Annotated in this window: 24 protein-coding genes; 9 read left to right on the top strand and 15 right to left on the bottom strand. The window is 68.0% G+C overall.

The window, feature by feature from the left end:
• The first annotated feature begins 79 nt into the window (after positions 1–79).
• Genes NY1_RS02400 through NY1_RS43575 form a run of 3 tightly spaced genes read left to right on the top strand, consistent with a single transcriptional unit; the run spans position 80 to position 2,712 of the window.
• Positions 80–1,132, top strand: coding sequence for a YihY/virulence factor BrkB family protein (locus NY1_RS02400; protein ID WP_084534559.1), 1,053 nt, complete (start codon positions 80–82; stop codon positions 1,130–1,132).
• Positions 1,133–1,159: 27 nt separating this feature from the next.
• Positions 1,160–1,921 carry a helix-turn-helix domain-containing protein gene (locus NY1_RS02395; protein ID WP_067707371.1) on the top strand — a complete coding sequence of 254 codons (762 nt, stop codon included), beginning with the start codon at positions 1,160–1,162 and terminating at the stop codon, positions 1,919–1,921.
• Between the two features lie 41 nt (positions 1,922–1,962).
• A complete protein-coding gene (locus tag NY1_RS43575) occupies positions 1,963–2,712 on the top strand; it encodes a helix-turn-helix domain-containing protein (RefSeq protein ID WP_067707368.1) in 750 nt (249 codons plus the stop codon).
• On the opposite strand, the gene NY1_RS02385 is transcribed toward NY1_RS43575, so the two are convergent.
• Entirely contained in the window at positions 2,698–3,681 is a 984-nt protein-coding gene (locus tag NY1_RS02385) for a dimethylarginine dimethylaminohydrolase family protein (RefSeq protein ID WP_067707366.1), read from the bottom strand. The genes NY1_RS43575 and NY1_RS02385 overlap by 15 nt on opposite strands.
• A 73-nt stretch (positions 3,682–3,754) precedes the next feature.
• Here NY1_RS02385 and NY1_RS02380 point away from each other — a divergent pair, with 73 nt between their 5' ends.
• On the top strand, positions 3,755–4,600 hold the full coding sequence (locus NY1_RS02380) for a patatin-like phospholipase family protein (RefSeq protein ID WP_157575201.1): 846 nt from the start codon (positions 3,755–3,757) through the stop codon (positions 4,598–4,600).
• On the opposite strand, the gene NY1_RS02375 is transcribed toward NY1_RS02380, so the two are convergent.
• From NY1_RS02375 to NY1_RS02360, 4 genes are all read right to left on the bottom strand, one after another.
• The gene (locus tag NY1_RS02375; protein WP_218028295.1) at positions 4,597–6,096 is read right to left on the bottom strand and encodes a TerD family protein; all 1,500 of its coding nucleotides are present in this window, start codon (positions 6,094–6,096) and stop codon (positions 4,597–4,599) included. The two genes, NY1_RS02380 and NY1_RS02375, sit on opposite strands and share 4 nt — an antisense overlap.
• A 59-nt stretch (positions 6,097–6,155) precedes the next feature.
• Complete coding sequence (locus NY1_RS02370; protein WP_067707360.1) at positions 6,156–6,830, bottom strand: HAD family hydrolase; 675 nt, start codon at positions 6,828–6,830, stop codon at positions 6,156–6,158.
• The gene (gene ribB, locus NY1_RS02365) at positions 6,827–7,471 is read right to left on the bottom strand and encodes a 3,4-dihydroxy-2-butanone-4-phosphate synthase (RefSeq protein ID WP_067707359.1); all 645 of its coding nucleotides are present in this window, start codon (positions 7,469–7,471) and stop codon (positions 6,827–6,829) included. Before ribB ends, NY1_RS02370 begins: the two co-directional genes overlap by 4 nt.
• A gap of 162 nt (positions 7,472–7,633) precedes the next feature.
• Complete coding sequence (locus tag NY1_RS02360) at positions 7,634–8,581, bottom strand: GlxA family transcriptional regulator (RefSeq protein ID WP_084534557.1); 948 nt, start codon at positions 8,579–8,581, stop codon at positions 7,634–7,636.
• A gap of 112 nt (positions 8,582–8,693) precedes the next feature.
• On the opposite strand from NY1_RS02360, the gene NY1_RS02355 reads away from it, so the two are divergent.
• Positions 8,694–9,446, top strand: coding sequence for an HD domain-containing protein (locus NY1_RS02355; RefSeq protein ID WP_157575199.1), 753 nt, complete (start codon positions 8,694–8,696; stop codon positions 9,444–9,446).
• 7 nt (positions 9,447–9,453) lie between these two features.
• Here the strand turns inward: NY1_RS02355 and NY1_RS02350 are convergent, their stop codons facing one another.
• Complete coding sequence (locus tag NY1_RS02350; RefSeq protein ID WP_067707354.1) at positions 9,454–9,798, bottom strand: hypothetical protein; 345 nt, start codon at positions 9,796–9,798, stop codon at positions 9,454–9,456.
• Between the two features lie 36 nt (positions 9,799–9,834).
• Between NY1_RS02350 and NY1_RS02345 the strand changes: the two genes are divergently transcribed.
• From NY1_RS02345 to NY1_RS41715, 3 genes are all read left to right on the top strand, one after another.
• Positions 9,835–10,701, top strand: a complete 867-nt coding sequence (locus NY1_RS02345; protein ID WP_157575197.1) for a DUF5919 domain-containing protein — start codon at positions 9,835–9,837, stop codon at positions 10,699–10,701.
• Positions 10,702–10,709: 8 nt separating this feature from the next.
• Positions 10,710–11,501, top strand: coding sequence for an inositol monophosphatase family protein (locus tag NY1_RS02340; protein ID WP_218028294.1), 792 nt, complete (start codon positions 10,710–10,712; stop codon positions 11,499–11,501).
• 125 nt (positions 11,502–11,626) lie between these two features.
• The gene (locus tag NY1_RS41715; protein ID WP_157575195.1) at positions 11,627–12,220 is read left to right on the top strand and encodes a hypothetical protein; all 594 of its coding nucleotides are present in this window, start codon (positions 11,627–11,629) and stop codon (positions 12,218–12,220) included.
• Between the two features lie 25 nt (positions 12,221–12,245).
• Here the strand turns inward: NY1_RS41715 and NY1_RS02330 are convergent, their stop codons facing one another.
• Complete coding sequence (locus NY1_RS02330) at positions 12,246–12,647, bottom strand: tautomerase family protein (protein ID WP_067707348.1); 402 nt, start codon at positions 12,645–12,647, stop codon at positions 12,246–12,248.
• Positions 12,648–12,799: 152 nt separating this feature from the next.
• Positions 12,800–15,088 (bottom strand): molybdopterin guanine dinucleotide-containing S/N-oxide reductase, encoded by a 2,289-nt coding sequence (locus NY1_RS02325; RefSeq protein ID WP_067707889.1) that lies wholly within the window; start codon positions 15,086–15,088, stop codon positions 12,800–12,802.
• Positions 15,089–15,276: 188 nt separating this feature from the next.
• Between NY1_RS02325 and NY1_RS02320 the strand changes: the two genes are divergently transcribed.
• Entirely contained in the window at positions 15,277–15,483 is a 207-nt protein-coding gene (locus NY1_RS02320; protein ID WP_067707345.1) for a hypothetical protein, read from the top strand.
• A 6-nt stretch (positions 15,484–15,489) separates the two neighbouring features.
• Here the strand turns inward: NY1_RS02320 and NY1_RS02315 are convergent, their stop codons facing one another.
• The 7 genes from NY1_RS02315 to NY1_RS02285 are packed head-to-tail and all read right to left on the bottom strand — an operon-like array spanning position 15,490 to position 22,341.
• A complete protein-coding gene (locus NY1_RS02315) occupies positions 15,490–16,092 on the bottom strand; it encodes a hypothetical protein (RefSeq protein ID WP_084534554.1) in 603 nt (200 codons plus the stop codon).
• Between the two features lie 15 nt (positions 16,093–16,107).
• Positions 16,108–17,073 carry an MlaD family protein gene (locus NY1_RS02310; RefSeq protein ID WP_169815299.1) on the bottom strand — a complete coding sequence of 322 codons (966 nt, stop codon included), beginning with the start codon at positions 17,071–17,073 and terminating at the stop codon, positions 16,108–16,110.
• Between the two features lie 2 nt (positions 17,074–17,075).
• Positions 17,076–18,140: an MlaD family protein gene (locus NY1_RS02305; RefSeq protein WP_233434168.1), complete on the bottom strand. Its 1,065-nt coding sequence runs from the start codon at positions 18,138–18,140 to the stop codon at positions 17,076–17,078.
• On the bottom strand, positions 18,137–19,237 hold the full coding sequence (locus NY1_RS02300) for an MlaD family protein (protein WP_067707337.1): 1,101 nt from the start codon (positions 19,235–19,237) through the stop codon (positions 18,137–18,139). Before NY1_RS02300 ends, NY1_RS02305 begins: the two co-directional genes overlap by 4 nt.
• 1 nt (position 19,238) lies before the next feature.
• On the bottom strand, positions 19,239–20,303 hold the full coding sequence (locus tag NY1_RS02295; RefSeq protein WP_084534553.1) for an MlaD family protein: 1,065 nt from the start codon (positions 20,301–20,303) through the stop codon (positions 19,239–19,241).
• Complete coding sequence (locus NY1_RS02290; protein ID WP_233434167.1) at positions 20,291–21,310, bottom strand: MlaD family protein; 1,020 nt, start codon at positions 21,308–21,310, stop codon at positions 20,291–20,293. The genes NY1_RS02295 and NY1_RS02290 overlap by 13 nt, the downstream gene beginning before the upstream one ends.
• A complete protein-coding gene (locus tag NY1_RS02285) occupies positions 21,307–22,341 on the bottom strand; it encodes an MlaD family protein (RefSeq protein ID WP_067707334.1) in 1,035 nt (344 codons plus the stop codon). Before NY1_RS02285 ends, NY1_RS02290 begins: the two co-directional genes overlap by 4 nt.
• Between the last annotated feature and the right edge of the window lie 3 nt (positions 22,342–22,344).

Here is a 22,344-nt window from a genome sequence, read left to right as displayed (position 1 = left end):
CACACACGGCACAAGTGCGCCACAACACAGCGCGGGTCCACACCCATTCGAAACCCTGGTACGCGATGCTGTAGCCACCATGAACGAGCAGGATCACCCCCCGCGACACCCCGACGCGCCCGCGCCGGACGCGCCCGCCGTGCGCATAGTCACACGTTTGCGCCACGCCGGGCAGCGCACCTGGGAGCTGATCGTGCACGTCGCGGTGAAGGCTTGGGACGATTCGATATTCGCCAAATCCGCCGCCGCGGCCTTCTGGCAGACGCTGTCGCTGGCCCCGCTGCTGCTCGGCCTGCTCGGCAGCCTCGGCTACGTCGGGCACTGGTTCGGGCCGAACACGGTGAACATCGTGGAAACCAAGATCATCGCCTTTGCCCGGAAGCTGTTCAGTCCCAGCGTGGTCGACGATCTGGTCGGGCCGACCGTTGTCGACGTGCTGCAACGCGGGCACGGCGGCGTGGTGTCGGTGGGTTTCGTGCTCTCGCTGTGGGCCGGCTCCTCGGCGATGGCCACCTTCGTCGACGCCATCACCGCGGCGCACGGGCAGGCGACCGCCCGCCATCCCGTCTGGCAGCGCATCTTCGCCCTGCTGCTGTATGTCGGCTTCCTGATCGCGGCGGTGCTGATCCTGCCGCTGGTGGCGCTGGGGCCCAGTCTGGTCGGGCGCGTATTGCCTTCGGGCTGGCGCGAACCCGGGCTGCGATTGATCGACGCCTTCTATTACCCCGGCACCGGATTCCTGCTGATCATCGGCTTGACCACGCTGTACAAGCTGGCGCTGCACCGCACCCTGCCCTGGCATCGGCTCTTCGGCGGGGCGCTGGTGGCGGGTGTGTTCTTCATGACCGCCAGCGAGGGCCTGCGCCGATACCTGGCCTGGGTGACCAAGACCGGCATCAGCTACGGCGCGCTGGCCACCCCCATCGCCTTCCTGCTGTTCACCTTCTTTCTGGGTTTCGCCGTGATTCTCGGGGCCGAATTCAATGCCAGCGTGCAGGAGTTCTGGCCCGCCCGCGCCACCCGGCTGTCCCAGTTCCGGATCTGGCTGGCGCGCCGCGGCGAGCGGTCCGACGATCCGCCGCCGCCTCCCCCGGCGGGCCAGTCGCCGGTCTCGACTAGTTTCATCGCGTAGTCGGGAGCGTTTCTGGAGGTAGCGGGAGTGGACGAGGCATATCTGGCGATTGCGGGATTCCTGCGGGAACGCCGGATGGCGGCGCGTCTGACCCGGGCCGAACTCGCCCGCAAGGCAGGGGTTTCCGAGGCGCTGATCCAGAAGCTCGAACAGGGCACCCGCCCGCCGACCTCGACGGCGCTGCACGCGCTCTTCCAGGCGCTGGACGTGCCGGCGGTGTATCGCGAATACGCGGCCATCGTGTTGCAGCCCGAGCTGACGGCGATCTCCAATGGCATCGAACCGACCGAGGCCGAGCTGGATCTGCTCGACTGCCTGCCGCATCCGGCCTGCTATCAGCACGCGCCCGGGATGGATCTGATCGCGGCCAACGCGGCCTATCTGCGCGCGTTTCCGGGTCTGGCGCCCGGCCGCAACATCATCGAATGGTTCCTGAACGACCCGCGTTCACGGCTCGTGGTCGAGAACTGGGATCGCGAGGTGCACGTGCTGGTGCAGGCGTTCCGGCATATGGCGCCCGGCATCACGCCCCCGGAGCGCATCGAGGAGATCATCCGGATGTGCGAGCCGTCGCCGCACTGGCAGCGCCTGTGGTCGACCGATCTGCCCGGCGAGATGATGCAATTCCGGCCGGTCCGGATCCGTCCGCCGGAGGGCGGCGAGTGGACGGCCATGCACGTGCACATCCTGCGCTGCGAGATCCCGCGCCGGGAGTGGTGCTTGTACACCATGATCCCGGTGCGATCCGATGCCATTCCACATACCGAGCGGTCTCCGAAAATCGGCTAGCTTTCTCCGGTAGTGGTTTCAGCAGTATCTGGAGGTCGTACGTGGACGAGTCGCATCTGGCTATCGCGGGATACCTCCGGGAACGCCGGAACACGCTGCGCCTGACCCGTGCCGAACTCGCTCGCAAGGCCGGCGTCTCGGAGGGCCTGATCCAGAAGCTGGAGCAGGGTCGCCGGCCGCCCACCACCACGGCGCTGGCGGCGCTCTTCCAAGCGCTCGACGTGCCGCTCATGTATCGCGAATACGCCGCCATGGTGCTGCAACCCGAGCTCACCACCCTTACCGGCGGCATTCCGGAACCGACGCGGGCGGAGCTGAACTTCCTGGAGAGCTTCCCGCATCCGGCTTGCTTCCAGACCGCGCCGGGCTTCGACCTGGTCGCCACCAATGCCGCCTATCGGCGCGCGTTCCCGGGCCTGCGGCGCGGGGCCAATATCCTCGAATGGTTCCTGCTGAGCCCGCACGCGCGGTCGGTCTTCGCGAGCTGGGAGCGCGAGACGCATCGGATGGTGCAGGCGTTCCGGCACATGGGGCCCGGGCAGATCGCGCCGGAACGCATCGAGGAGATCATCGCGGCCTGTGCGCCCGCCCCGGACTGGCAGCGGTTCTGGGCGACCGATATCGATCCCGCCGAGATGGATTGGCGGCCGCTGCGGATCCGGCCCGCCGACGGGGACGGCGCATGGATCGATATGCAGCCGCACCTGCTGCGCTGCGAGATGCCGCGCCGCGAGTGGTACATGTACTCGATGGTGCCGTGCACCGGCGATCCGGAGCTATTCGGCGCGTAACAGCGGCTGGGTGGAGCAGCGGAATGCGCCGCCGAAGATCCGCGATACCGAGAAGTCGATGTATTCGACTGTGACGCCGCGTTTTTCGAGTTCCTTGCCGACGCGCTCGAACTCCGGGTCGGTGATGTAGGTGTGCGCGTCGATGGGCAGGCCGTTGGTGGCCATGGCGGCGGCCTCGTCCTCGCTGACCTCGATGCGCTCCCAGTCGCGCAGGGGTGCGGGGAGGCCGTCGGGGAGCCGGTCGGGGCAGGCGATGAGCAGGCCGTCGCGGACCAGTCCGAGGGCGCAGTCCAGGTGCAGGACGTGGGCGGGCAGGCGGACGGTGGTGACGGTGAATCCGAAGGGCCGCAAGTACTTCGAGAGCCAGGCGATGCCGAGTTCGTCGGTGGCCATGCCGGAGCGGCCGACGAAGATCTGCTTGCCCAGCACCAGGACGTCACCGCCTTCGAGGAACGGTCCGGGACCGGCCTGACCGAGGGGCGCCGGCTCGGGTCGCAGCAGCGAAACATAGTGTGCCGCAGACGACATCACGCGATCGAGCAGCAACTGGCGGCTGGGGAGCACCTCCATGCGGCGGTGCGGGAATTGCAGGACGCCTTCGATCACGTGATCGCCGACCGTGAACCAGGGGTCGCGGACGAAGAAGTTGGCGTAGCCGGTCGGGCCGGCGGCGGCCTTCTCCACGTCGGTAAACAGGCGCGGGCGCAGCACCTCGACGCCGTGCCGGGTCAGCACGGCGGCCAGTTCGTCGCGTTCGGCTTCCCATTTCCGCTGCTTGTCGGGGTAGACCGCGCCGAAGTCCTTGCCCCACACCGCTTCCAGAATGCCGACCGCGCCGGGTTCCACGGGCATCGAATGACCGAAGACGGCGGCGTCGGCCGGGGCGCGGAATTCGCTCTGGGAGACGACCACGGTGCGCAGCGGGGCGAACTCACTCTCCACATGAACCTGCAAAGAATCAGCAACCATGTAGACGAGGGTAGTACTCCCCGATAGTGGTGGCCCGGAGCGTGCGTGAGGACACATCGTTATGGTTGTTGGCATGGCGACCGGCAAACGGGTGAATCTGGCGCTGGGCAGTGGTGGGGCGCGCGGCTATGCGCACATCGGCGTGATCGCGGAGCTGGAGGCGCGCGGCTACGAGATCGCGGGGGTGGCGGGCTCGTCCATGGGAGCGCTGGTCGGCGGGCTGTACGCGGCCGGGCGGCTCGGCGAATTCACCTCCTGGGCAACGACTCTCGGGCAGTTCGAGGTGGTGCGGCTGCTCGATCCGGCGCTCACCGAACCCGGGGTGATCCGGGCGGCGAAGATTCTCGACCGGATCCGGGAGCTGCTCGGGGAGCTGCGGATCGAGGACCTGCCGATGCCGTACCTGGCGGTCGCGACGGACCTGAGCGCGGGGCGGTCGATCTGGTATCAGCGCGGGGACCTGGACAGCGCCATCCGGGCGTCGATCTCCATACCCGGATTCATCACGCCGGTGCTGGTCGACGGGCACGTACTGGTGGACGGCGGGGTGCTCGATCCGCTGCCGGTGGTGGCGACGCTGGCGCTCGGGCCCGCCGATCTCACCATCGCCGTGGATCTGTCCGGACCGCCGGATCCGGTGTACGACCGGGAGCAGCCGCGCACCAACTGGTTCCGGCAGTGGTGGCGGCCCACCGCACAACCGCAGGCGCTCACCAGCATTCGCGCCACCGATGTGGCCCAGCGCGCCATCGATCTGATGCTGGCGGCGCTGACCCGGCAGCATCTGGCCGCGCATCCGGCGGATCTGGTGATCGAGATCCCGCAGAACGTGTGCGGCACCATGGATTTCCATCGCGCCGAACCGATCATCGCCCAGGGCCGGGCCTTGGCGGCCGCGGCCCTGGACACCCTGGCCTAGTCCTTGCCGCGACCGGCGCGGATCTCGAAGGCCCAGTTGTAGCGGCGGGCGATCTCGGAGATGCCCGCGCCGGGACGCCCGGCGGGCGGGCGGATGAAGGTGCATTCGCGGCGCACCACCATCTCGCCGTTGATGTTCTCGATGGTGGCCAGCACCGCGTCGCGCGAATCGTCGACGCAGCCGCCCAGCGTCAATTCGATGGGCAGGCTGTTGACCGGATACATGGTGGCCGTGGCCTCCACGCCGCGGAAGTCCCGGGCGCCCTCGTAGATCGAGGTGAAGATGAGAATGCGCTTGAAGAACTTGGTGTAATCCAGGTTGATGTCGATGTTCTCGCCGCTCGCACTGGAGCCGGTGCGGTCGTCGTGGTCGAGCTGGATGAACGGCGGATTGTGCAGGTCGCCGAAGCGGCGGTCCAGGGCGCGCACGGAACCGATGGCGCCGTTGACCAATTCGTAGAAGCAGCACAGATCCAGATCGATGCCGCCGTTGCCCGCCTTGCGGCCGCCGAACAGGCCGCGCTTGTTGCTGGTCCAGTTCAGGTTGAACCGCATGGTGCCGCCGGTCGCGCCGGATTTGGTGAGCGAGACGGTGGGGGCTTCCTTGGTCAGGGAGATCTTGGTGAGGCTGACCGGGGGTGTGGGGGGTTGGGGTGCGGGCGGGGTGAAGGGCTGGGGTGCCGGAGTGGACGGCTGCGGCGGGGGCGGTGCCTGCTGCGGCGGGGTGAAGGGCTGCGGCGGCTGCGTATATGGCTGCGGCGGCTGCGGATACGTCGGCTGGGGCGGTTGGGTATACGGCTGAGGCGGCTGCGAGTACGCCGGTTGCGGCGGCTGCGTGTAATTGGGCTGCTGCGGCGGATATGCCGGCTGCGGGGGCTGCGCGTAATTGGGCTGCGGCGGAGTATGTGTCGGCTGCGGTGGCTGGGTGTACGGCTGCGGCGGGGCGGGCGGCGGCGTGAACGGCTGCTGCGGCGGGGCGGCGGGCGCGTCGTCGACGGAGATGCCGAAATCGGTTGCCAGCCCGGCCAGCCCGGTGTTGTACCCCTGACCGACCGCCCGGAACTTCCACGCCCCCTGCCGGCGATACAACTCACCCAGCACGAACGCGGTCTCCACCCCCGCGGTGGGCTCGAACCGCGCCACCTCGACGCCGCCCATCGCATCCACCACCCGCACATACAACCCGCGGAACTGCGCGAACGTCCCGCCATCCGCGGACGCCGCGATCACGATGGTCTCGATCTGCGGCTCCACCCGCCCCAGATCCACGGCGAGCGCATCGACCACCCACGGCCCCTGCTGCTTGCCCTCGTGCCGCACCGCCCCTGAACTGTGCACCGGCTGGTTGTAGAACACGAAGTCGCCATCGGACCGGACCTTCCCCCCGACGAGCAACAACGCGGACCCATCCGCATCGGGCACCCCTGGCCCCGACTGCCACCCCAGTTCGACGCGAACAGCACTCATCGGCACCGGAACATTGGCGCCCTTCATCATCGACACGCTTGCCAACCTATACGACGCGCCGCGGCCGGGGCCGAGTTCCCGCGGCCGGATCAGAGCACCGCGGGAGCCGCAGCGGTGAGCAGGCGGCGCAGCCAGCGCTCGGCCCGGGCGGCATCCGCGGCGAGGTGGTCGGCCAGGTCGGCTTCGGCCGGATGCATCGAGGGCGACCAGCTCGGGATCGCCAGCACGCGCATGCTCGCGGCGTGCGCCGAGCGGATACCGGCGGCCGAATCCTCCACCGCCACACAGGATGACGGCTCCACGCCGAGCCGGGCGGCCGCGTGCAGCCACGGCGCGGGATGGGGTTTGGTTTCGGGCTGGTCCTCCCGGGTGATCACGACGCGCAACGCCGGACGCAATCCGAAATGGTCGAGCGCGGCGTGCACGAATCGGCGCGGAGAGGCCGAAACCACCCCTGTCACAGTGCTGTTCATCGCGGTGGCCAGCAGCGCTTCCACGCCGGGCAGCAGCTCGATCTGCCCGGCGTGGATCCGCGTGACCATCGCATCCACGCAATCGGCGACCACGCGGTCGGCCGCGACGCCGCAGACCGCCGCGAGATGGTCGGCCCAGTCACCGTGTCCGTGCGTGCGGTGCCGGTCGGCGTCGGTCCAGGTGTGGCCGTGCCGGGCCGCGTAATCCGACCAGCAGCGATCCCACGGATCCATGGTCGCGGCGAGTGTGCCGTCCAGGTCGAACAGGACGGCTGCGACGACCCCGGTCATGCCGTGCCGGAGCCCCGCGCGATGAGCTGATCGATCGAAATCAGTTTCAGGCCATGGGTATCGGCGAAGACGCGCAATTCCGGCAGCCGCATCACCGACCCGTCGTCGTGGCACACCTCGCTGATCACCGCCACCTGCGCCAGCCCCGCCAGCCGCAGCAACTCCACGCTCGCCTCGGTGTGCCCCTGCCGGGCCGCCAGCCCCCGCGGATGCGCACGCAACGGGAACACATGCCCCGGCCTTTGCAGATCGCCCGCCACGGTGCCCGGATGCGCCAGCGCCCGGAAGGTCGCGGCCCGATCGGCGGCGCTGATCCCCGACACCACGCCGGCCACCGCGTCGACGGTCACGGTGAACGCGGTCTGCTTCTCGTCCTCGTTCCCGTCGGTCATCAACGGCAGCCCCAGCCGGTCCGCGCGCTCGGCGGCCATCGGCGCGCACACCACGCCGCCGGTGTAGCGGATGAAGAACCCCAGCAGTTCCGGGGTGGCCAGCTCGGCGGCCATGATCAGATCGCCTTCGTTCTCACGCTGTTCGTCATCGACCACGATCACCGCACGGCCCGCGGCGATTTCCCGCACGGCGTCGTCGAGATCGTCGAAGAGGTTCGCTTGGTTCCGGGTGCTGGTAGCAACGGCCATCGTCAGTGGTCTCCGTCCCGATCGTGGAGGGAATCACGCACACAACGGAGCCGAGACTAGACGAAACAAGATCAATTGCCAGTCCGCGGCGCGCGCCGCGCCCAGCGGCATTCAGTTCGCATCGCGAAAACCCTCACCGCCGCGCTGATGAACTCCTGACGGTCAACGGCGGAGGGAGCGGCGGTAGCCGGCGGGGGTGGTGGCGGTGGCGGCTCGGAGGTGGGTGCGGAGGGCGGTGACGCTGCCGAAGCCGGATTGGGTGGCTACGACTTCTATTGGGAGGTCGGTGGTTTCGAGGAGTTCGCGGGCGCGGGCGGTGCGCTGGGCTTCGAGCCAGCGGCGGGGGGTGGTGCCTACTTCCTGTTTGAAGCGGCGGATGAAGGTGCGGTCGCTCATCAGGGCGTGGCGGGCGAGGGCGGAGATGGAGGTGGCCTCGGTGGGGTTGGCGGCGGCCCAGGCGAGGGTGGCGGCGAGGCCGCCGGTGGTGGAGGTGGGGAGGGCGTCCGGGATGTATTGGGCCTGACCGCCTTCGCGGTGTGGGGCGGCGACGTTCCAGCGGGCCAGTTCGGCGGCGGCGCTCGCGCCGAGTTCGCGGCGGACTATGTGCAGGCAGAGGTCCAGGCCGGCGGAGAGGCCGGCCGAGGTGAGGATGTCGCCGTCGTCGATGTAGAGGGCGTGGGGGTCGAGTTTCACGGCCGGGAACATGGCGGCGAAGTCGTCGCAGTAGGCCCAGTGGGTGGTGGCGGGGCGATGGTCGAGCAGGCCGGCCTGGCCGAGGACGAAGGCACCGACGCAGATACTCACGATGGTGGCGCCGCGTTCGGCGGCGGCGCGCAGGGCGTCCAGGGCGGCGTCCGGTACGGGAAATGTCGGCAACCCGGTGCCCGGCACCACGACGATGTCCGCGTCTTCCAGAGCTTCCAGCCCCTCCTCGACGCGCAGATCGAAACCGTTGGGCGTCCATACCGGCCCCGGCCGTACCCCGCAGGTCCGCATCTCGAACCCGCTCGGTTCCCCGAACTTTCCCGGCCCGTGCCGGAAAGCCTGCACGGCACAGGCCAGATCGAACGTCATGACGCCGTCCAATGCCAGCGCGGTCACCTGCCTCACCGCCCCAGTTTGGCACGAATCCGAGCATCACTGGCATTCGTGCCACTCGCCCGGCGCGCGCCCGGCCGATTGACTGGACAGCGACATCGCCCGCAGATCCAAGGAGTTCACCGTGGCCGCATCGACCGCACTCGACTGGGACTGGGCCACCAGCACCGGAGGCGCCCTCACCGCCGCCCAGCGCCGCCATCTCACCGCCGCTTTCGTCAAGGCCGCCCCCACGGTGCTCCCCGGCCGGTTGAAGATCGCCCTGGGCCGCCGCGGCCGTGGCCGGCTGGACTTCGCCGGCCTGCGCCTACCCGATTCCGCCCTGGCCAAAGCCGCCGAAACCGAAGCCCGCGAAACCCTTTCGGACGCCATCCTCGAACACTCGTTCCGCACCTACTATTTCGGCCGCGTCCTGGCCGCCCTCGACGGCGCCCCCTACGACGACGAACTCGTCTACGTCTCCAGCCTCCTGCACGACATCAGCCTCGAATCCCCCACCCCCGGCCGATGTTTCGCAGTCCGAGGCGGCGAACACGCCGTCGACTTCGCTACCCGCCACGGCGCCACCCCCGACCGCGCCCAAGCAATCGGATCGGCCATCGCCGCCCACCTCACCCCCGGCGTAGCCGCAAACCTCTCCGACCCAGGCGGTTTCGTCTCCGCCGGCGCCTCCGCCGACGTAATCGGAGCCCGCCTATCCGACCTGTCCCCCACCTGGGTAACCGAACTCCTCCACCACCACCCCCGCCACAATTTCAAACACCACATCACCACCGCCTTCCGAGCCGAAGCCGCAGCCGTCCCCCACGGCCGCACCAAATGGCTCCTCAACTCCGGCTTCGACCCCCTCATCCGCCTGTCCCCCTTCCCCGAATAGCCCAACCTCATCGTCGAGGCTCGGCAATATCGACGAACCCGGTCGCCCAGCGGGCATAGGTGCACTCCGGACTGATGGTGATCACGTCCATCCGCTGCACGAGGTCAGCCGGGACCTGCTCGCCGTCGAAGTGCCCCACACCCGGCACGATGACCGCTTCGGCGGCGAGAGCCGTCGCACGCCGTTTCAACCGTTGCAATGGGCTGCTCGCCGATGATCGAAGGATGATGATCTCCGCGAGGTCGTAGCCCAGCCGTTCGGCCAGGCGGCGAATCGCGGCTTCATCCCACGCCTGCTGAATCCCCGACACATCGGATCGCAGATATCCGAGTGCAGTAGGCCGGAATCGCATGTCGTCCTTCCTTCGCGTGTCGTTTCGAATTGGGTCGTGCACAGCCAGATTCGCTGGGCAACCGGGGACCTCGCGACCACCGGACAGGACTTCACCGGACGTCTGAACACGTTTACACTCGTCCCGAAACGTCCCCTCGGCGATGGGCAGACCATGGCTAACGAGCGACTCCGGACTGCGTTACTTCACAACGGACTCACGCCCCAGGCAGTGGCCGCATCGCTGCAAGTCGATGCGAAGACGGTCGAGCGATGGATCACCAAAGCCCGTGTGCCCTACCCGAAGCACCGCTACGCGCTCGCCGCGTTACTCCGCGAGCCGGAAGATGCCCTGTGGCCGGAAGTTTCGCCGCGTCGGCAGTACGCGGACGTGGAAGCGATATTCACGACCCGCGCCGAGTTCACGCAGGCAATGCCGCCACGGATGCTGTTCGACGGCGCCGCACACATCGATATCGCCGGGCTTTCACTGAATCTGCTGTGCCAGCAGTATTCCGACGGTGACCTGCTCCATCTGGTCACCTCCGGCACGATCCTTCGATGCCTGTTTCTCGAGCCCGGCGGCAGGCACATTCTCGCCCGGGAGGAGGAAGAGGGACACAATCCCGGGGTTCTGACCAGTCTGACGGAGCTGAACATTCGGTCGCTCGCGCGGCTGCGGAACAGAATTCCGGAAGAGGGTGGCGGGGCAATTCTGATGCGGACCTATGATGCGCCGGTGAGGTTCAACATCACGATCGTCGATCGGCGCATCTGTGTTGTGCAGCCGTATCTGCCGAATGCAAGAGGGGTGGAATCTCCGACTTTCGTGACGCGGCGCAGCGACCGGGCCGGGATGTTCGATACGTTCAGCCAAGTCTTCGAAGCTGTTTGGGCCAGCGGGAAGGAGATTGCCGCGCGATGACATGCAATATGGCGGCCATGATGGAGATTGCTCGGCAGGCTGCGGGCTTCGGGGCCGACCTTCTCATGGATGCAGAGCCCGGCGATATTCGGCGAAAGAGTGATCGGGACTTCGTTACCGACCTCGATGTGCGAATTCAGGGGGTGATTCGGCAGTTTCTCGAGGAGAGGACACCTGGGATCGGGTTTCTCGGCGAGGAAGGGCAAGGGTCGCTCGTCGAGTCCGTGGGCAGTGGCGCGGTGTGGGTGCTGGACCCCATCGATGGGACCTCGAATTTCATTCATGGGCTGCCGCTTTCGGCTGTGTCGCTCGCGCTCGTCGAGCGGGGAGTGCCTGCGGTCGGGGTGATCGCCGCGCCGTTCCTCGGGCTCGAGTACCGGGCGGTGCGGGGGTGCGGTGCGTTTTCGGGGGATCGGCGGATGGCGTGTAGTAGTCGCGGTGCGCTCGGTGAATCCATTGTCTCGCTGGGGGATTATGCCGTCGGTGTCGATGCCGATCGGAAGAACCGGCGGCGGGTTGCGTTGGCGGCGGCGCTGGCCGCTGCTGCCGAGCGGGTGCGGATGTTCGGGTCGGCCGCATTGGATTTGGCGTGGGTGGCGGAGGGGCGGACGGAGGGGTGCGTTATTCATTCCAACAAGCCGTGGGATACCGCTGCGGGGGTTTTGATCGCACGGGAGAGTGGCGCCTTGGTGACGGATTCGTCTGGGCGAGCCCATGATTTCGGGTCGGCCGACACTGTTGCGGCGGCGCCGGGGGTTCAGGGGGAGCTGCTCGAGCTGATCAGAGTTTCCGGGTTGTAAAGCGGCAGCTTCCGGGCTATATAGCGAATATCTCTCGTGGTGATGGTGCGCACTCGAGGGGGGTGATCGGGGGTGGGTTTATTAGGGTTCCGGGAACTGCGTTTTCGACGAAGGGGATATTTCTGATGAGCACCGCGGGACGGCATCGGCGGGTATCGCAGCGGTCGGTTGCGCTTCGGACCGTGGTGGTGAGTGTGCCGTCGGCTGTTGCGGTGGTGAGTGCGGCGGGGACCGCGAGTGCGGATCCGGCGGCGGTGGTGAGTGTTCGGGCCGAGGGGGTGCAACCGGGGGTGCAGGCGGTTGGTTCGGGTGCGCAGCCTGCGCCGGCGGTGCAGTCGATCGCTTATTTCCTGCCGGAAAGTGTCGTGCCGATGGCAGAGAGCTCGGCTCCGGCGGCTGTGGTCGCCGATGCTGCGGCGCGGCCGGTGGCGCTCTATACGCCGCAGGACAATGGGGCGGTGATCGGCGGCGGGATCGGGACGGCGACGGGTGCGGTGCTCGGTGGGGTCGGTGGCGGGCTGGCCGGGATCGCCATCGGCGCTATTGCGGGTGGGCTGATCGGGTCGGTGCCGGGGGCCGCTATCGGCGCGGTGATCGGTGGCGTGATCGGGGCGGGGCTCGGCGGGACGGCGGGCGCCGGCACCGGCGGGGTGGCCGGTGCGGCTACGGGCGCCGGAATCGCGACCAATGACCTTGCCGCGTTCCCTTATATCCTCTGAAGCTTTTCCTCGATTCGATCGGTATTCAGTCCTTTTCGGACGGATCGAGCCTGCGGCGCGCCAGCTGGGTGACACCGTTGTATCCGTAGCTCTCGCCGTCGAGTTCATACAGGGCGACGTACGCGGCGGCGGGCAGCGGACCGAGCCGGTCCGACAGCAGCGCGTAGGCGTGCTCGATGAAGGCCGCTTTCTCCGCGGCGGTATTGGTGCCCGCGGTAATACTGACTTCCAGGTGCGCCCCGGTCGCCTGTTCGGGCTCGGCCGCGACGAACCAGGTATTACCCGGGACCAGGTTCACGTGGACCACCGTCACTTCGGGCTCCTTGTGCAGATCCTTTTCCAGGAGAGCGGTGATATCGGCGGCCAGACCGGCCCGGACGTCGGTGGGGATCTCGGTATTCGCGATGGTCAAGCGAGCGAAAGGCATTGTCGCCAACTCCTAGTCGTTTCCGTGGGTGCTGTGCTCAGCGGCCGCGCTTCACAACGCTATGACCGGATAGAGCACCGGCATGGGGACAGAACACGCCACGGTGCGGACCGGACGAGACAGAGCGACCGGATGGAACTATCGAATGCCGTTCACAGCGCAGTGGTTCGGGGTGGGGCGGTGACGGTCAGGTCCGGGAGCGGGCCGGTGTGGCGTTCGATTTCGACCAGGGACAGCTGGCCGGTGCAGCCTTGGCTCAGGCGGGAAGCGCCGCGGTCGTTGGTGACGGCGTTGGGGTTGCCGTGGCGGCAGTGGGTCGGGTCGGCGGGGTCGGGGTCGTACCAAGCGCCCGTGGACAATTGGGCGATGCCGGGGCGGACCGCGTCGTCGATGGTGAGGCCGGCGAGGCAGCTTCCGCGGTCGTTGTGGATGCGGACGATGTCGCCGGCGGCGAGACCGCGGGCGGCGGCGTCTTCGGGATGCAGGCGAACCGGTTCGCGGCCGCGGATTTTGGTGGATTGGCTGTGGTCGCCGATATCGAGCTGGCTGTGGAGTTTGGTGCGGGGCTGGTTGGCTACCAGTTGCAGGGGGAAGCGGGCGGCGAGTGGGCTGCCCAGCCACTCGTCGGGTTCGCGCCAGACGGGATGACCGGGGCAGTCGTCGTAGCCGAAGCTCGCGATGGTGTCGGAGAAGATCTCGATGCGGCCGCTCGGGGTGTGCAAAGGATGGGACACGGGGTCGGCCCGGAAATCGGCGAAGGCGATGTGTTCTTCGGCTTCCAATGGCAGTTCGATGGCATCGCCGGACCAGAAGGCGTCGAAGTCGGGGAGCGTGTGCCCTTTGGCGAGCAGACGGGTACGCCATTCCTCGTAGAGGTAACGCAACCATTCGCCGGTGGTGCGACCGCCCGTGAATTCCTTTCCGGCACCGAGCCTTTCGGCCAGCTCGGCGAACATCCAGTAGTCGTCGCGAGCCTGCCCGTGCGGAGTGGTGAGCGCCGGCATCGGGAAGAAGAAACGGTCGCCTTCACCGGCCCCGTAGTCGTCGCGTTCGATCGTCATCGTCGCGGGCAGCACGATATCGGCGTGCCGGGCGGTGGCCGACCAGAACGGATCGTGCACCACCACGGTGTCGGGCCGGGCGAAGGCGGTGCGCAGGCGAGCCAGGTTCTGATGGTGATGGAACGGATTGCCGCCCGCCCAATACACCAGTTTGATGTCCGGGTACGTGCGGTGTTCGCCGTTGTATTCGTATGCGCCGCCGGGGTTCAGGAGCATATCGGCGATCCGGGCGACCGGAATGAAATCGTCGACGGGATTCGCGCCCTGCGGCAGCCGCGGCGGTGAGGTGAGCCGCACGGCCAGCCCGACATTGGCGGCCGAGCCGTAACCGTGGCCGAAACCCCCACCGGGCAAACCGATCTGGCCCAGCATGGCGGCCAGGACCACACCGAGCCAGAGCGGCTGTTCACCGTACTGCGCGCGCTGCAACGACCAGCTGACGGTAATGAAGGTCCGGGTGCCCGCCATATCCCGGGCCAGCCGCCGAATCCGTTCGGCCGGAACGCCGGTAATGGATTCGGCCCATTCCGGATCCTTCACCTGCCCGTCCACGCCCCCGCGCAGATACTCGGCGAACCGCGCGTACCCGACGGTGTAGGTATCGAGAAACTCGTTGTCCGCCAACCCTTCCGAGTCTAGCACCTGCGCCAGCGCGAGCATGAACGCAGCATCGCTGCCCGGTCGCGGCGCGATCCATTCGGCCTGCGCCTCGCCCGGAATGTCATCGCGCAAGGGGCTGACGGTGACAAACCGGCACCCATTGGCCCGCGCGGTCTCGATCCACCCCCGCGTATCGTGCCGCGACACCCCACCGGGTGAGACGGCCGAGTTCTTCGGCGACAACCCCCCGAACGCCACCACCAGCTTCGAATGCCCGGCCAGCACCGATTTGGTGGTGGCCCGCGCCATGATGGTCCCCATATCGGCGAGGATGTGCGGCAACAGCACCGTCGACGCCCCCAGGCTGTAGCTGTTGCGGTGCGAGACGTACCCGCCCAGGCAGTTCAGGAACCGATGCACCTGACTCTGTGCGTGATGGAACCGCCCCGCGCTGGCCCACCCGTAGGACCCGCCGTACACCGCCTCTCCCCCGTATTCGCGATACACCCGCGCCAGTTCCCCGGCCAGCAGGTCCAGCGCCGTCTCCCACGTCACCGGCACGAACTCGTCCGCACCCCGCGCGCCGGGCCCCGGTCCGTGCTCGAGCCACCCCCGCCGCACATACGGCTGATCCACCCGCGTCGGATGATGCTGCGCCGAAGCCACATTGGATATCAGCGGGGTCGGCTCCGGATCGCCCCGCCACGGCCGCACCTCGGTCAACCGGGCGCCGTCACTGCTCGCCTCGAATGCTCCCCAATGCGTCAGATGCGTGGCCATCAACTCAACATACGCCTGCCCGCCGACGGGCACGCCCGCATGATTTCCCCCGGTCGAATGATGATTACCGATCCCGGATGGACCACTTCGCTCCGGTGCGCGGGTGCACCCCGTAGGGTGCAGGGAGACGGAGTTGGCCCGCGTCATTCGGATACGAGCAACCCGGCGCAGCCCGGAAAGTGGCCTCAATGACCTCCTCCGCACGTCAGACCACCCTCGTTCACGAGCAGAGCGAATTCACCGCCGCCCGCGCCGCCGAGAAGGCGGCCTGCGCGAAGCAGAACGCGCTGGCGACGCATACGGTCGCCGGTCACGCCCTCGACGCGGCCGATTGCAAGTACCTGCTCGAAATGCTCGGCCTGGATGCGGCGAGCCAGGCGGCCGCGCAGGAGTAGTTCCCGCTATTTCAGCGGCAGCGCCCCGTCCATCCCGCCGACGTCGGTGATCTTCCAGTCCGCGCCGCTGTCCACGGTCACGTTGTAGGTGACCGTGGTCTGCGCCCCGTTCGGGTTCTGGGCGTTGGTGGAGGACACATTGAGGAAGACGTTGACCTTGTAGACCCCGTTGGTCTCCGAGGCCACCCGTGCGGCGATGAGCTGCGCGGTGGAGGTCCACTTCAACGGCGTCAGCAGCTCCTGCAGCTTCGGCGCGGTGGCGTCGAACTTGTTGGACAGCGCGGGCGCCGTATTGGCTTTCAACCGGTTCACCCAGGCGGTGAAGTCGGCGAAGTTCACGGTGGCCGCGCCGACCGTGTAGTCCTTGGCGACCTGTTCGGCGCGCGTCGCGCCAGCCGCCACGGTATCGCGGTCGGACAGCTCGCCGCGCGCCGAGAGCAGGAATCCGCCCAGCACCAGCGCGGCCAGGGTGGCCACCGCCAGGCCCGCCGACAGCAGCAGCGTCGAGAACGGCACCGCGACGGTACGCCGGGCGGGCGTAGTCGTTTTCGCTTCCGCCGCAACGGTTTCGGTGGCCGTGTCGGCGGGCTTGTCGAGTTCGATGGTCATCGTTTTCTCCCGGGATTACTTGACGGCGAGCTGCAGGCGCAGCGTGCCGTCGGGGCTGGTGGCGTGCAGCGCCTGGCTGATCAGCGCGCCCAGGTCCAGGCGGCTGATGATCGGGACGGCCAGCGCGTACAGGGGCGCGAGCAGCGGCGCGTACGGGGCGAGCGAGGGCCCCATCTCGTCGAGTTTCGCCGTGAGCTTCTCCAGGAACGGCGAGAGCCCGAGCGCACCTTCCTTGTCCTCCAGGAACGAATCGGGCGCATTGCCGGTGCGAATGACCCGGGCGATGGAATCGGCGACCTCGCCGACCCGGGGCCCGAAGTCGGCCCACGGCCCGGCCGCGTCCAGCAGCGCCGGTTCCGCCCAATCCATATCGCCGGCATTGGCCTGCATGGCGATGAGCATCCGGCGGATCAGATCGGTGCGGCTGAGCAGCGTCTCGGCCAGCAGGCCGGTGGAGCGCGACAGTTCCGGCACCAGCGCTTCGGTCCCGGCCATCGCCTGCCCGAAGGTGTCCACGATCGAGGCCAGCGCCGTCGGATCCAGCTGCCGCAACAGTTCGGTGGTGGTGCGCGCGATATCCGGAATCGATACCGGCGCACCGACTTTGTCCCCGCGCAGCGTCTGCCCGTCGGCCAGGTACGGCCCGGCCCCCGAGGACGGCTGGAATTCCAGATACGCCTCCCCCAGCCCGGACAGGCTCTCGATGCGCGCCGCACTGGCCACCGGAATCGGATAGTCGGTGCCGACCTCGAATCGCACCCGCACCCCGTCCGGCACGTGCGTCACCTCGGTGATCTTGCCGACCTCGACCCCCGACAGCAGCACCTTCGAACGCGGCAGCAGCCCACCGGATTGCGGAATGGTCATGGTGGCGGTGATCCGGTCCTCCAGCCAGCTCACCCGCACCACGCCGACCGCCAGGTACACGCTGCCCACCGCCAGGATGGTCAGGATGCTGAGCAGGGACAGAACGGAACTCATTCTCATCGGACGACTCCGAGCATTCGCAGGGTGCGCACGATCGATTCGATCTGCTCGTCGGCGGCCACCGGGGTCGCCGACCCCGCCACGGTCACGCCGGTGATGTTCACCTTGGGCCCGCGCTCGACGAACGGAATGATCTTGTCGCGCAGCAGGGCATACAGCCGGTTCAGATTGGACGGCGCGGTCAGGTCCAGGGGATTGTTCGCCAGCAGCAAGGGCACGAACGCCTTGGCCGCCGCGTCGGCCGCGCTCAGCAACGGGGCGAGCGGCTCCACCGCGTGCCCGATGACGCCGAGCGAGCCGACGATGCCGAGGGTATTGACCAGCGATTGCGCATCGGCCGGAATCTCCACCGCGCCGCGTTCGCTGAGCAGCGCGTCCAGCTCGCGCGGATTGTCCAGCACCGCTTGCAGATCCCGCTCGAACGCCGCCAGCGACCGGTCCAGGATGTCCTGGTGCGCCGCCAGATCCTCGATATTGGTGCCGAGCCGGTCGGCGATGCGCGCGGTGTCGGCTTTGTCGGCCGGCAGCACCGCATTGGTCTGGTTGATGATCTCCTGGATCTGGTGCGGCGCACCGCCGCCCACGAAGGTGGACAGCCCCACCAGCAGATCCTCCACCTGCAGGGCGGGTTTGGTGCGCTCCAGCGGAATGGTCCCGCCGGGTGCGATCGTCGGCCCGGAATCCCCTGCGGGCGTGGTCAATCCGATGAAGATGTCGCCCAGGATGGTGTTCTGGCGCAGCTGCACGGTGGTGCTGGCGGGCAGCCGTACCGCGCTGGAGATCTCCACCACCGCGTCGATGCGCCCCGGCTGTGCGGCCGAGGGATCGATCACCCGCACCGAGCGCAGGCTGCCGATCTTCGCGCCATTGGCCATCACTTTGGCCTGTGCGGGCAGGTTCAGGGCATTGGCGAGCTCGATGTGCACCTCGTAGGTCGGCCCCGATACCGCCGCGCCCGGCACCGGCACCGCCGACGGATCGAAGGCGCAGGCGCTCGGCAGCACCGCCGCCATCCCCAGCGCGGAGATCGCCAGAAATCGTTGTGAAGCAACCCGTTTCATCGCACCCCCGCCAATCCGAGCACGAGCGGCACCAGGTCCACGCTCGCCAGCCCGTCGTCCGCGCCCCGGCATTTCCCGGGTTCGAGCGCGTTGACGGCCGCGCACACCTGCTCGGCGTTCTCCTTCGCCAGCGACACCCGCGGCGCGGCATAGGTGATGCGCGCCTGCCCGGTCTGCGGATCGAGGAACTGCTGGAAGGCGCTCACCACCGCCGGGATCATCTCGATGAGCTGCCGCAGGCTGCCCACCTGCGCCGCCAGCAATTGCAGTTTCGGCACCGCCGCGTCCAGCCCGTTCAGGATGGACTGCCCGTACTTGTGCGCGATGGTGTTGAACCACGGCAGGATCACTAGCAGCGAGTCCACGATCTGCACGGTGCGCCCCCACACGGCATTGATGAAGGTGAGCCCCTCATTGCCCTGTGTCAGAGCGACTTTGATGTCGCCCCAGTTGAGCGCGACGCTCTCCACGGTGGAGGCGAACGCGTCCAGCAGCCCGCCCAGATGCCCGATGGCCGCGTCGGGCCGGTCGAGCATGGTGCTCAGATCCTTGATCAGCTGATTGAGCTTCTGCCCGGTCCCGGAGGTGGCCCGGTCGAAGGACCGCACGCTGTCGCGCAAACGCGCCTGTTCGGCGGGATCACCGTGCCCGGTGAGCTCTTCGGCCAGGTTGGAGAACGCCTCCAGGGTCTGGGTCAGGCTCTTGGGCGTGAACGTCTTGGTGACGCAGCTCTTCTCGTCCCATCGGGTGCGGGATTTGCTGTCGCTCACCACTTCCAGGCTCCGATCGGCCACGATGGTGTCCGAGACCGTGGTGGCGCTGACCTCCCCGTACAGCGGATGTTCGGCGTCGATGTCGAAAGTGACGCGTACCGAACCGTTCTCGGGCCGCACCCCGGTGACGCTGCCGACCGGGATGCCGAGCATGGTGACGCTGTTGCCTTCGTAGAGCCCGATGGAGTCCGGCATGATCGCGCAGTAGGCGAGGGTCTTGCGCAGCGGGTCGAACGCGAGCAGGTACCCGGCGACCACGACCAGCAGCACCCCGGCCACGCCGACCGCGGTGACGAAACCCTGTGATCCGAGAAAGCGTTTCATCTCAGCAGGTCCTCCCCGGCAGCGGCACACAGAATTCCGGGGCCGCGAGGGTGATGGCGGACTGGTCGATCACGACCCCCTCCCCCGGAGAGACGGTGGCGGCCAGCCGCGCCTTGATATCGCCGAGGTTGGTCAGCGCCTGGTCGAAGCGCCGCCCCAGATCCTCCAGCGCCGGAACGGCTTCCTCGAGCTTGTCGGCGAAGGGCTCGAGCTGACTGCGCCAGGCCGGTTCGATGGCGGCGATCCGGGACAGCAGTTCGCCGGTGATCCGCAGCGATTCGGCGATCTCGGCCTTCTTGGCCAGCCCGTCGGTCTCCAGCGCGCCGATCTTGCGCACGAAGGTGCCCAGCAGCGATTTGTTGGCGTCCACGGTGGTCAGGTATTCGTCCATCACAGTGAGCGCCCGCGACACGTCGGTGTTCTGCCGGTTGATCAAGCCGACCAGCGATTCGACGGCGGATCCCATGCGCCGCAGCGCATCCGGGCTCTCCGACAGCGCGTCCTGCAGCGAGGCGAAGTTCTTGCGCAGGGTGTCGCCGTCCACCTGTGCGGTGGGCACGGCAGCGTCCTGGATGGTGCGAATCAGGCTGTAGGGCAGGCGCACCCGGTCCGCGGGGATCACCTTGGTCCCGAGCGCCTTGTCCCCGGCCGGGAAGGCGGCGATGTAGTGCCCGCCGACCACGGTGAGCATGCGCACCTCGAGCGAGGTGCCGTCACCGAGGAAGACATTGTCGTTGACGGTGAACGTCATCCGCACCCGATCCGGCAGCAGCTCCAGCGATTTCACCGATCCGACATGGATGCCCGCGATCCGGATCTCGTCCCCGGCCCGCACCGACCGCGCCTCGGACAGCTCGGCGGTATAGGTGGCCTTGCCGAGCGGCAGTACGTAGATGACGCCGGTGGCGACCAGCACCACCGCGAGCACGATCGCGCCCAGCAGCCCGTACCCGAGTTCGCGCCCGGCGGTGGCCGCCTCGTACGGGTCGCGCTGCCCGCTCAATGCGGTCAACCGGGCCCGGAATCCCTTGCGGGCAGCCGGTTTCGGTGTGTTCAGCTCTTGCATATCGACACCCGCTGCCCGCTGATCAGCACCGCGAACGGTGCGGGCGCCTGCGCGGTCCCCTTGGAACAGGTCAGGTCGAGCTGCCCGGAGGTGCCGGCGGGCGGCAGCAGATTGGCCAGCGACTGCAGCAGTCCGGGCAATCGCCCGAGCGTGTCGAGCGCCTGATTCGGATCGGGGAACAACAGCGCCAGGTCCTTTTCCAGGTTCGGATTCGAGTTCTCGGTGAACCCGAGCGTGTTCAGCAGGCTGTTGAGCGGGCCCAGCGCCGACGGCGCGACGGCCGCGAAGTCCAGCAGCCCGTCGAGCTCCTTGCGGAAAGCCACGAACACGTCGGCGATACCGCGCAGCAGCGTCACCAGATGCGGTGACTTGCCGCCGATCTGACTGGAGATGGCCTGCAGATTCGACAGCAGCAGCGACAGCACCGCCTGCCGATCGGAGACGTACCGGCTGAGCTGCTCGAACGCGTCCAGGGCCGGACCGATGCCCGCCCCGTTGCCCTCGATCACGGCCAGCACGTTCTCGGTGAACTGATTCAGCGCGCCCGGCGAGAACTCCGCCAGCACCGGTTGCAGGCCGTTGAACAATTGGGTGATGTCGAACGACGGCACCGTCTTGTCCGCCCCGATGGTGGCCCCGCCCGCCAGCCGATCGCCCGGTGAATCCGGTTGCCGCACATCGACATACCGCTGCCCGGTGAGCGTCTGATACCGGATGGCCAGCCCGCTGCCGGTGTACATGGGCCGATCCCGCTGCACGGTGAAGGTGACGACCCCGCGGCTGCCGACCAGCTCGATATCGCTCACCTTTCCCACCTGCACGCCGAACATGCGCACGTCGTCACCGGTCTTGAGCCCGCTCACATCGGTGAATTCGCCACGGTAGGAAGCGGTGTCGCCGCTCACCGGCCGTACGATGGCGCTGATCACCACCAGCAGCAGCGCGACCATGGCCGCCGCGAACACCCCGATGCGCCACAGCACGGCGCGAATCCCGCGTTGTTTCACCGCGTTCCCCCCGTCAGCCCCAGCTGGCCCAGCAGCGGAGTGGCCACCGCGGGGACACCGCTCAACGCCACCTGCACGTTCACTGTCGGCCCGTCGGGGGTGTCGGCGAAGATGCGGTGCAGCCGGTCCACCAGTTCGGTCATCTCCGCCTGGGAGACAGCGGGATTCGGCAGGGTCCCCGCGATGGCCTCCACCACGGGCACCAGCGGATCGGTGAACGCGCCGAAGTTCGCGTACACCGATTTCAGGGTGTCGGCGAACTGTTCGAGCACGTTCTTGCGCAGCATGGTCACCGAGGCGTCGAAGCGCGGCCGATCGGTCACGAAGATCTCGATATCCATGATCGCCTTGGCCAGTTTGAAGGTGGCCGAGGTGTACGCGCCGAAACCGTTGAAGAAGCCCGCGTACTTGTCCAGCAGATACGACGACGGATACTGCTGGGTGTCGGCGACCAGCCGGCTCAGCGTGATCACCGCCTCGACCATCGGGGTGAAGGCCCGCAGATCGCCGTTGAGCTGGGTGACGAGTTCGGTGAGTTTCGGGGTCAGCACCTCGGTTCCGGTCTGGGTGAGCGAGCGCAGCAGCGCGCCCATGGTCACGTCGGAGACCTTGCCCGCCAGATCGATCTGCTGCCCGTCCCGTAGTGGCGTCCCGCCCGATGCGCGGCGCAGCGTGAGCGCGCTGATGCCGAACAGGTTCTCCGGCGCGTAGTCCACGGTGAGCGCGTCGGTGAGCCCCGCGGCCTGCGCCTTGTCGAGTTCGAGGGTGACCAGCTGCCGCCCCTGTCCGATCGGCTCGATGCCGGTGATGGCCCCGACCGCGACCCCGTCGTAGCGCACCGACGCCCCGCTGACGATGCCCTCGCCGATTTGCTCGGTGCGCAATTGAATCCGCAGATGCTCACCGGTGTCGCGGCCGTTGTAGGCGTTCCAGCCCATCCCGGCGGTGACCGCGAGCACGACGGCGACCGCCCCGAGTCCGCGCGCCCGGCCGCGGCCGATGCTCACCCCTGGGATTCCGTAATTCGGCATGCC

It is taken from the genome of Nocardia yamanashiensis NBRC 100130 (genome assembly GCF_001613325.1).
GTDB lineage: Bacteria > Actinomycetota > Actinomycetes > Mycobacteriales > Mycobacteriaceae > Nocardia > Nocardia yamanashiensis.
This window is presented reverse-complemented; position numbering and strand designations above follow the sequence as displayed.

Bases quoted from the DNA above. Each gene is read 5' to 3' on its own strand.
- NY1_RS02400 (WP_084534559.1), top strand. From the start codon at position 80: ATGAACGAGCAGGATCACCCCCCGCGACACCCCGACGCGCCCGCGCCG.
- NY1_RS02385 (WP_067707366.1), bottom strand. From the start codon at position 3,681: ATGGTTGCTGATTCTTTGCAGGTTCATGTGGAGAGTGAGTTCGCCCCG.
- NY1_RS02380 (WP_157575201.1), top strand. From the start codon at position 3,755: ATGGCGACCGGCAAACGGGTGAATCTGGCGCTGGGCAGTGGTGGGGCG.
- NY1_RS02375 (WP_218028295.1), bottom strand. From the start codon at position 6,096: ATGATGAAGGGCGCCAATGTTCCGGTGCCGATGAGTGCTGTTCGCGTC.
- NY1_RS02370 (WP_067707360.1), bottom strand. From the start codon at position 6,830: ATGACCGGGGTCGTCGCAGCCGTCCTGTTCGACCTGGACGGCACACTC.
- ribB (WP_067707359.1), bottom strand. From the start codon at position 7,471: ATGGCCGTTGCTACCAGCACCCGGAACCAAGCGAACCTCTTCGACGAT.
- NY1_RS02350 (WP_067707354.1), bottom strand. From the start codon at position 9,798: ATGCGATTCCGGCCTACTGCACTCGGATATCTGCGATCCGATGTGTCG.
- NY1_RS02340 (WP_218028294.1), top strand. From the start codon at position 10,710: ATGGCGGCCATGATGGAGATTGCTCGGCAGGCTGCGGGCTTCGGGGCC.
- NY1_RS41715 (WP_157575195.1), top strand. From the start codon at position 11,627: ATGAGCACCGCGGGACGGCATCGGCGGGTATCGCAGCGGTCGGTTGCG.
- NY1_RS02330 (WP_067707348.1), bottom strand. From the start codon at position 12,647: ATGCCTTTCGCTCGCTTGACCATCGCGAATACCGAGATCCCCACCGAC.
- NY1_RS02325 (WP_067707889.1), bottom strand. From the start codon at position 15,088: ATGGCCACGCATCTGACGCATTGGGGAGCATTCGAGGCGAGCAGTGAC.
- NY1_RS02320 (WP_067707345.1), top strand. From the start codon at position 15,277: ATGACCTCCTCCGCACGTCAGACCACCCTCGTTCACGAGCAGAGCGAA.
- NY1_RS02315 (WP_084534554.1), bottom strand. From the start codon at position 16,092: ATGACCATCGAACTCGACAAGCCCGCCGACACGGCCACCGAAACCGTT.
- NY1_RS02310 (WP_169815299.1), bottom strand. From the start codon at position 17,073: ATGAGTTCCGTTCTGTCCCTGCTCAGCATCCTGACCATCCTGGCGGTG.
- NY1_RS02305 (WP_233434168.1), bottom strand. From the start codon at position 18,140: ATGAAACGGGTTGCTTCACAACGATTTCTGGCGATCTCCGCGCTGGGG.
- NY1_RS02300 (WP_067707337.1), bottom strand. From the start codon at position 19,237: ATGAAACGCTTTCTCGGATCACAGGGTTTCGTCACCGCGGTCGGCGTG.
- NY1_RS02295 (WP_084534553.1), bottom strand. From the start codon at position 20,303: ATGCAAGAGCTGAACACACCGAAACCGGCTGCCCGCAAGGGATTCCGG.
- NY1_RS02285 (WP_067707334.1), bottom strand. From the start codon at position 22,341: ATGCCGAATTACGGAATCCCAGGGGTGAGCATCGGCCGCGGCCGGGCG.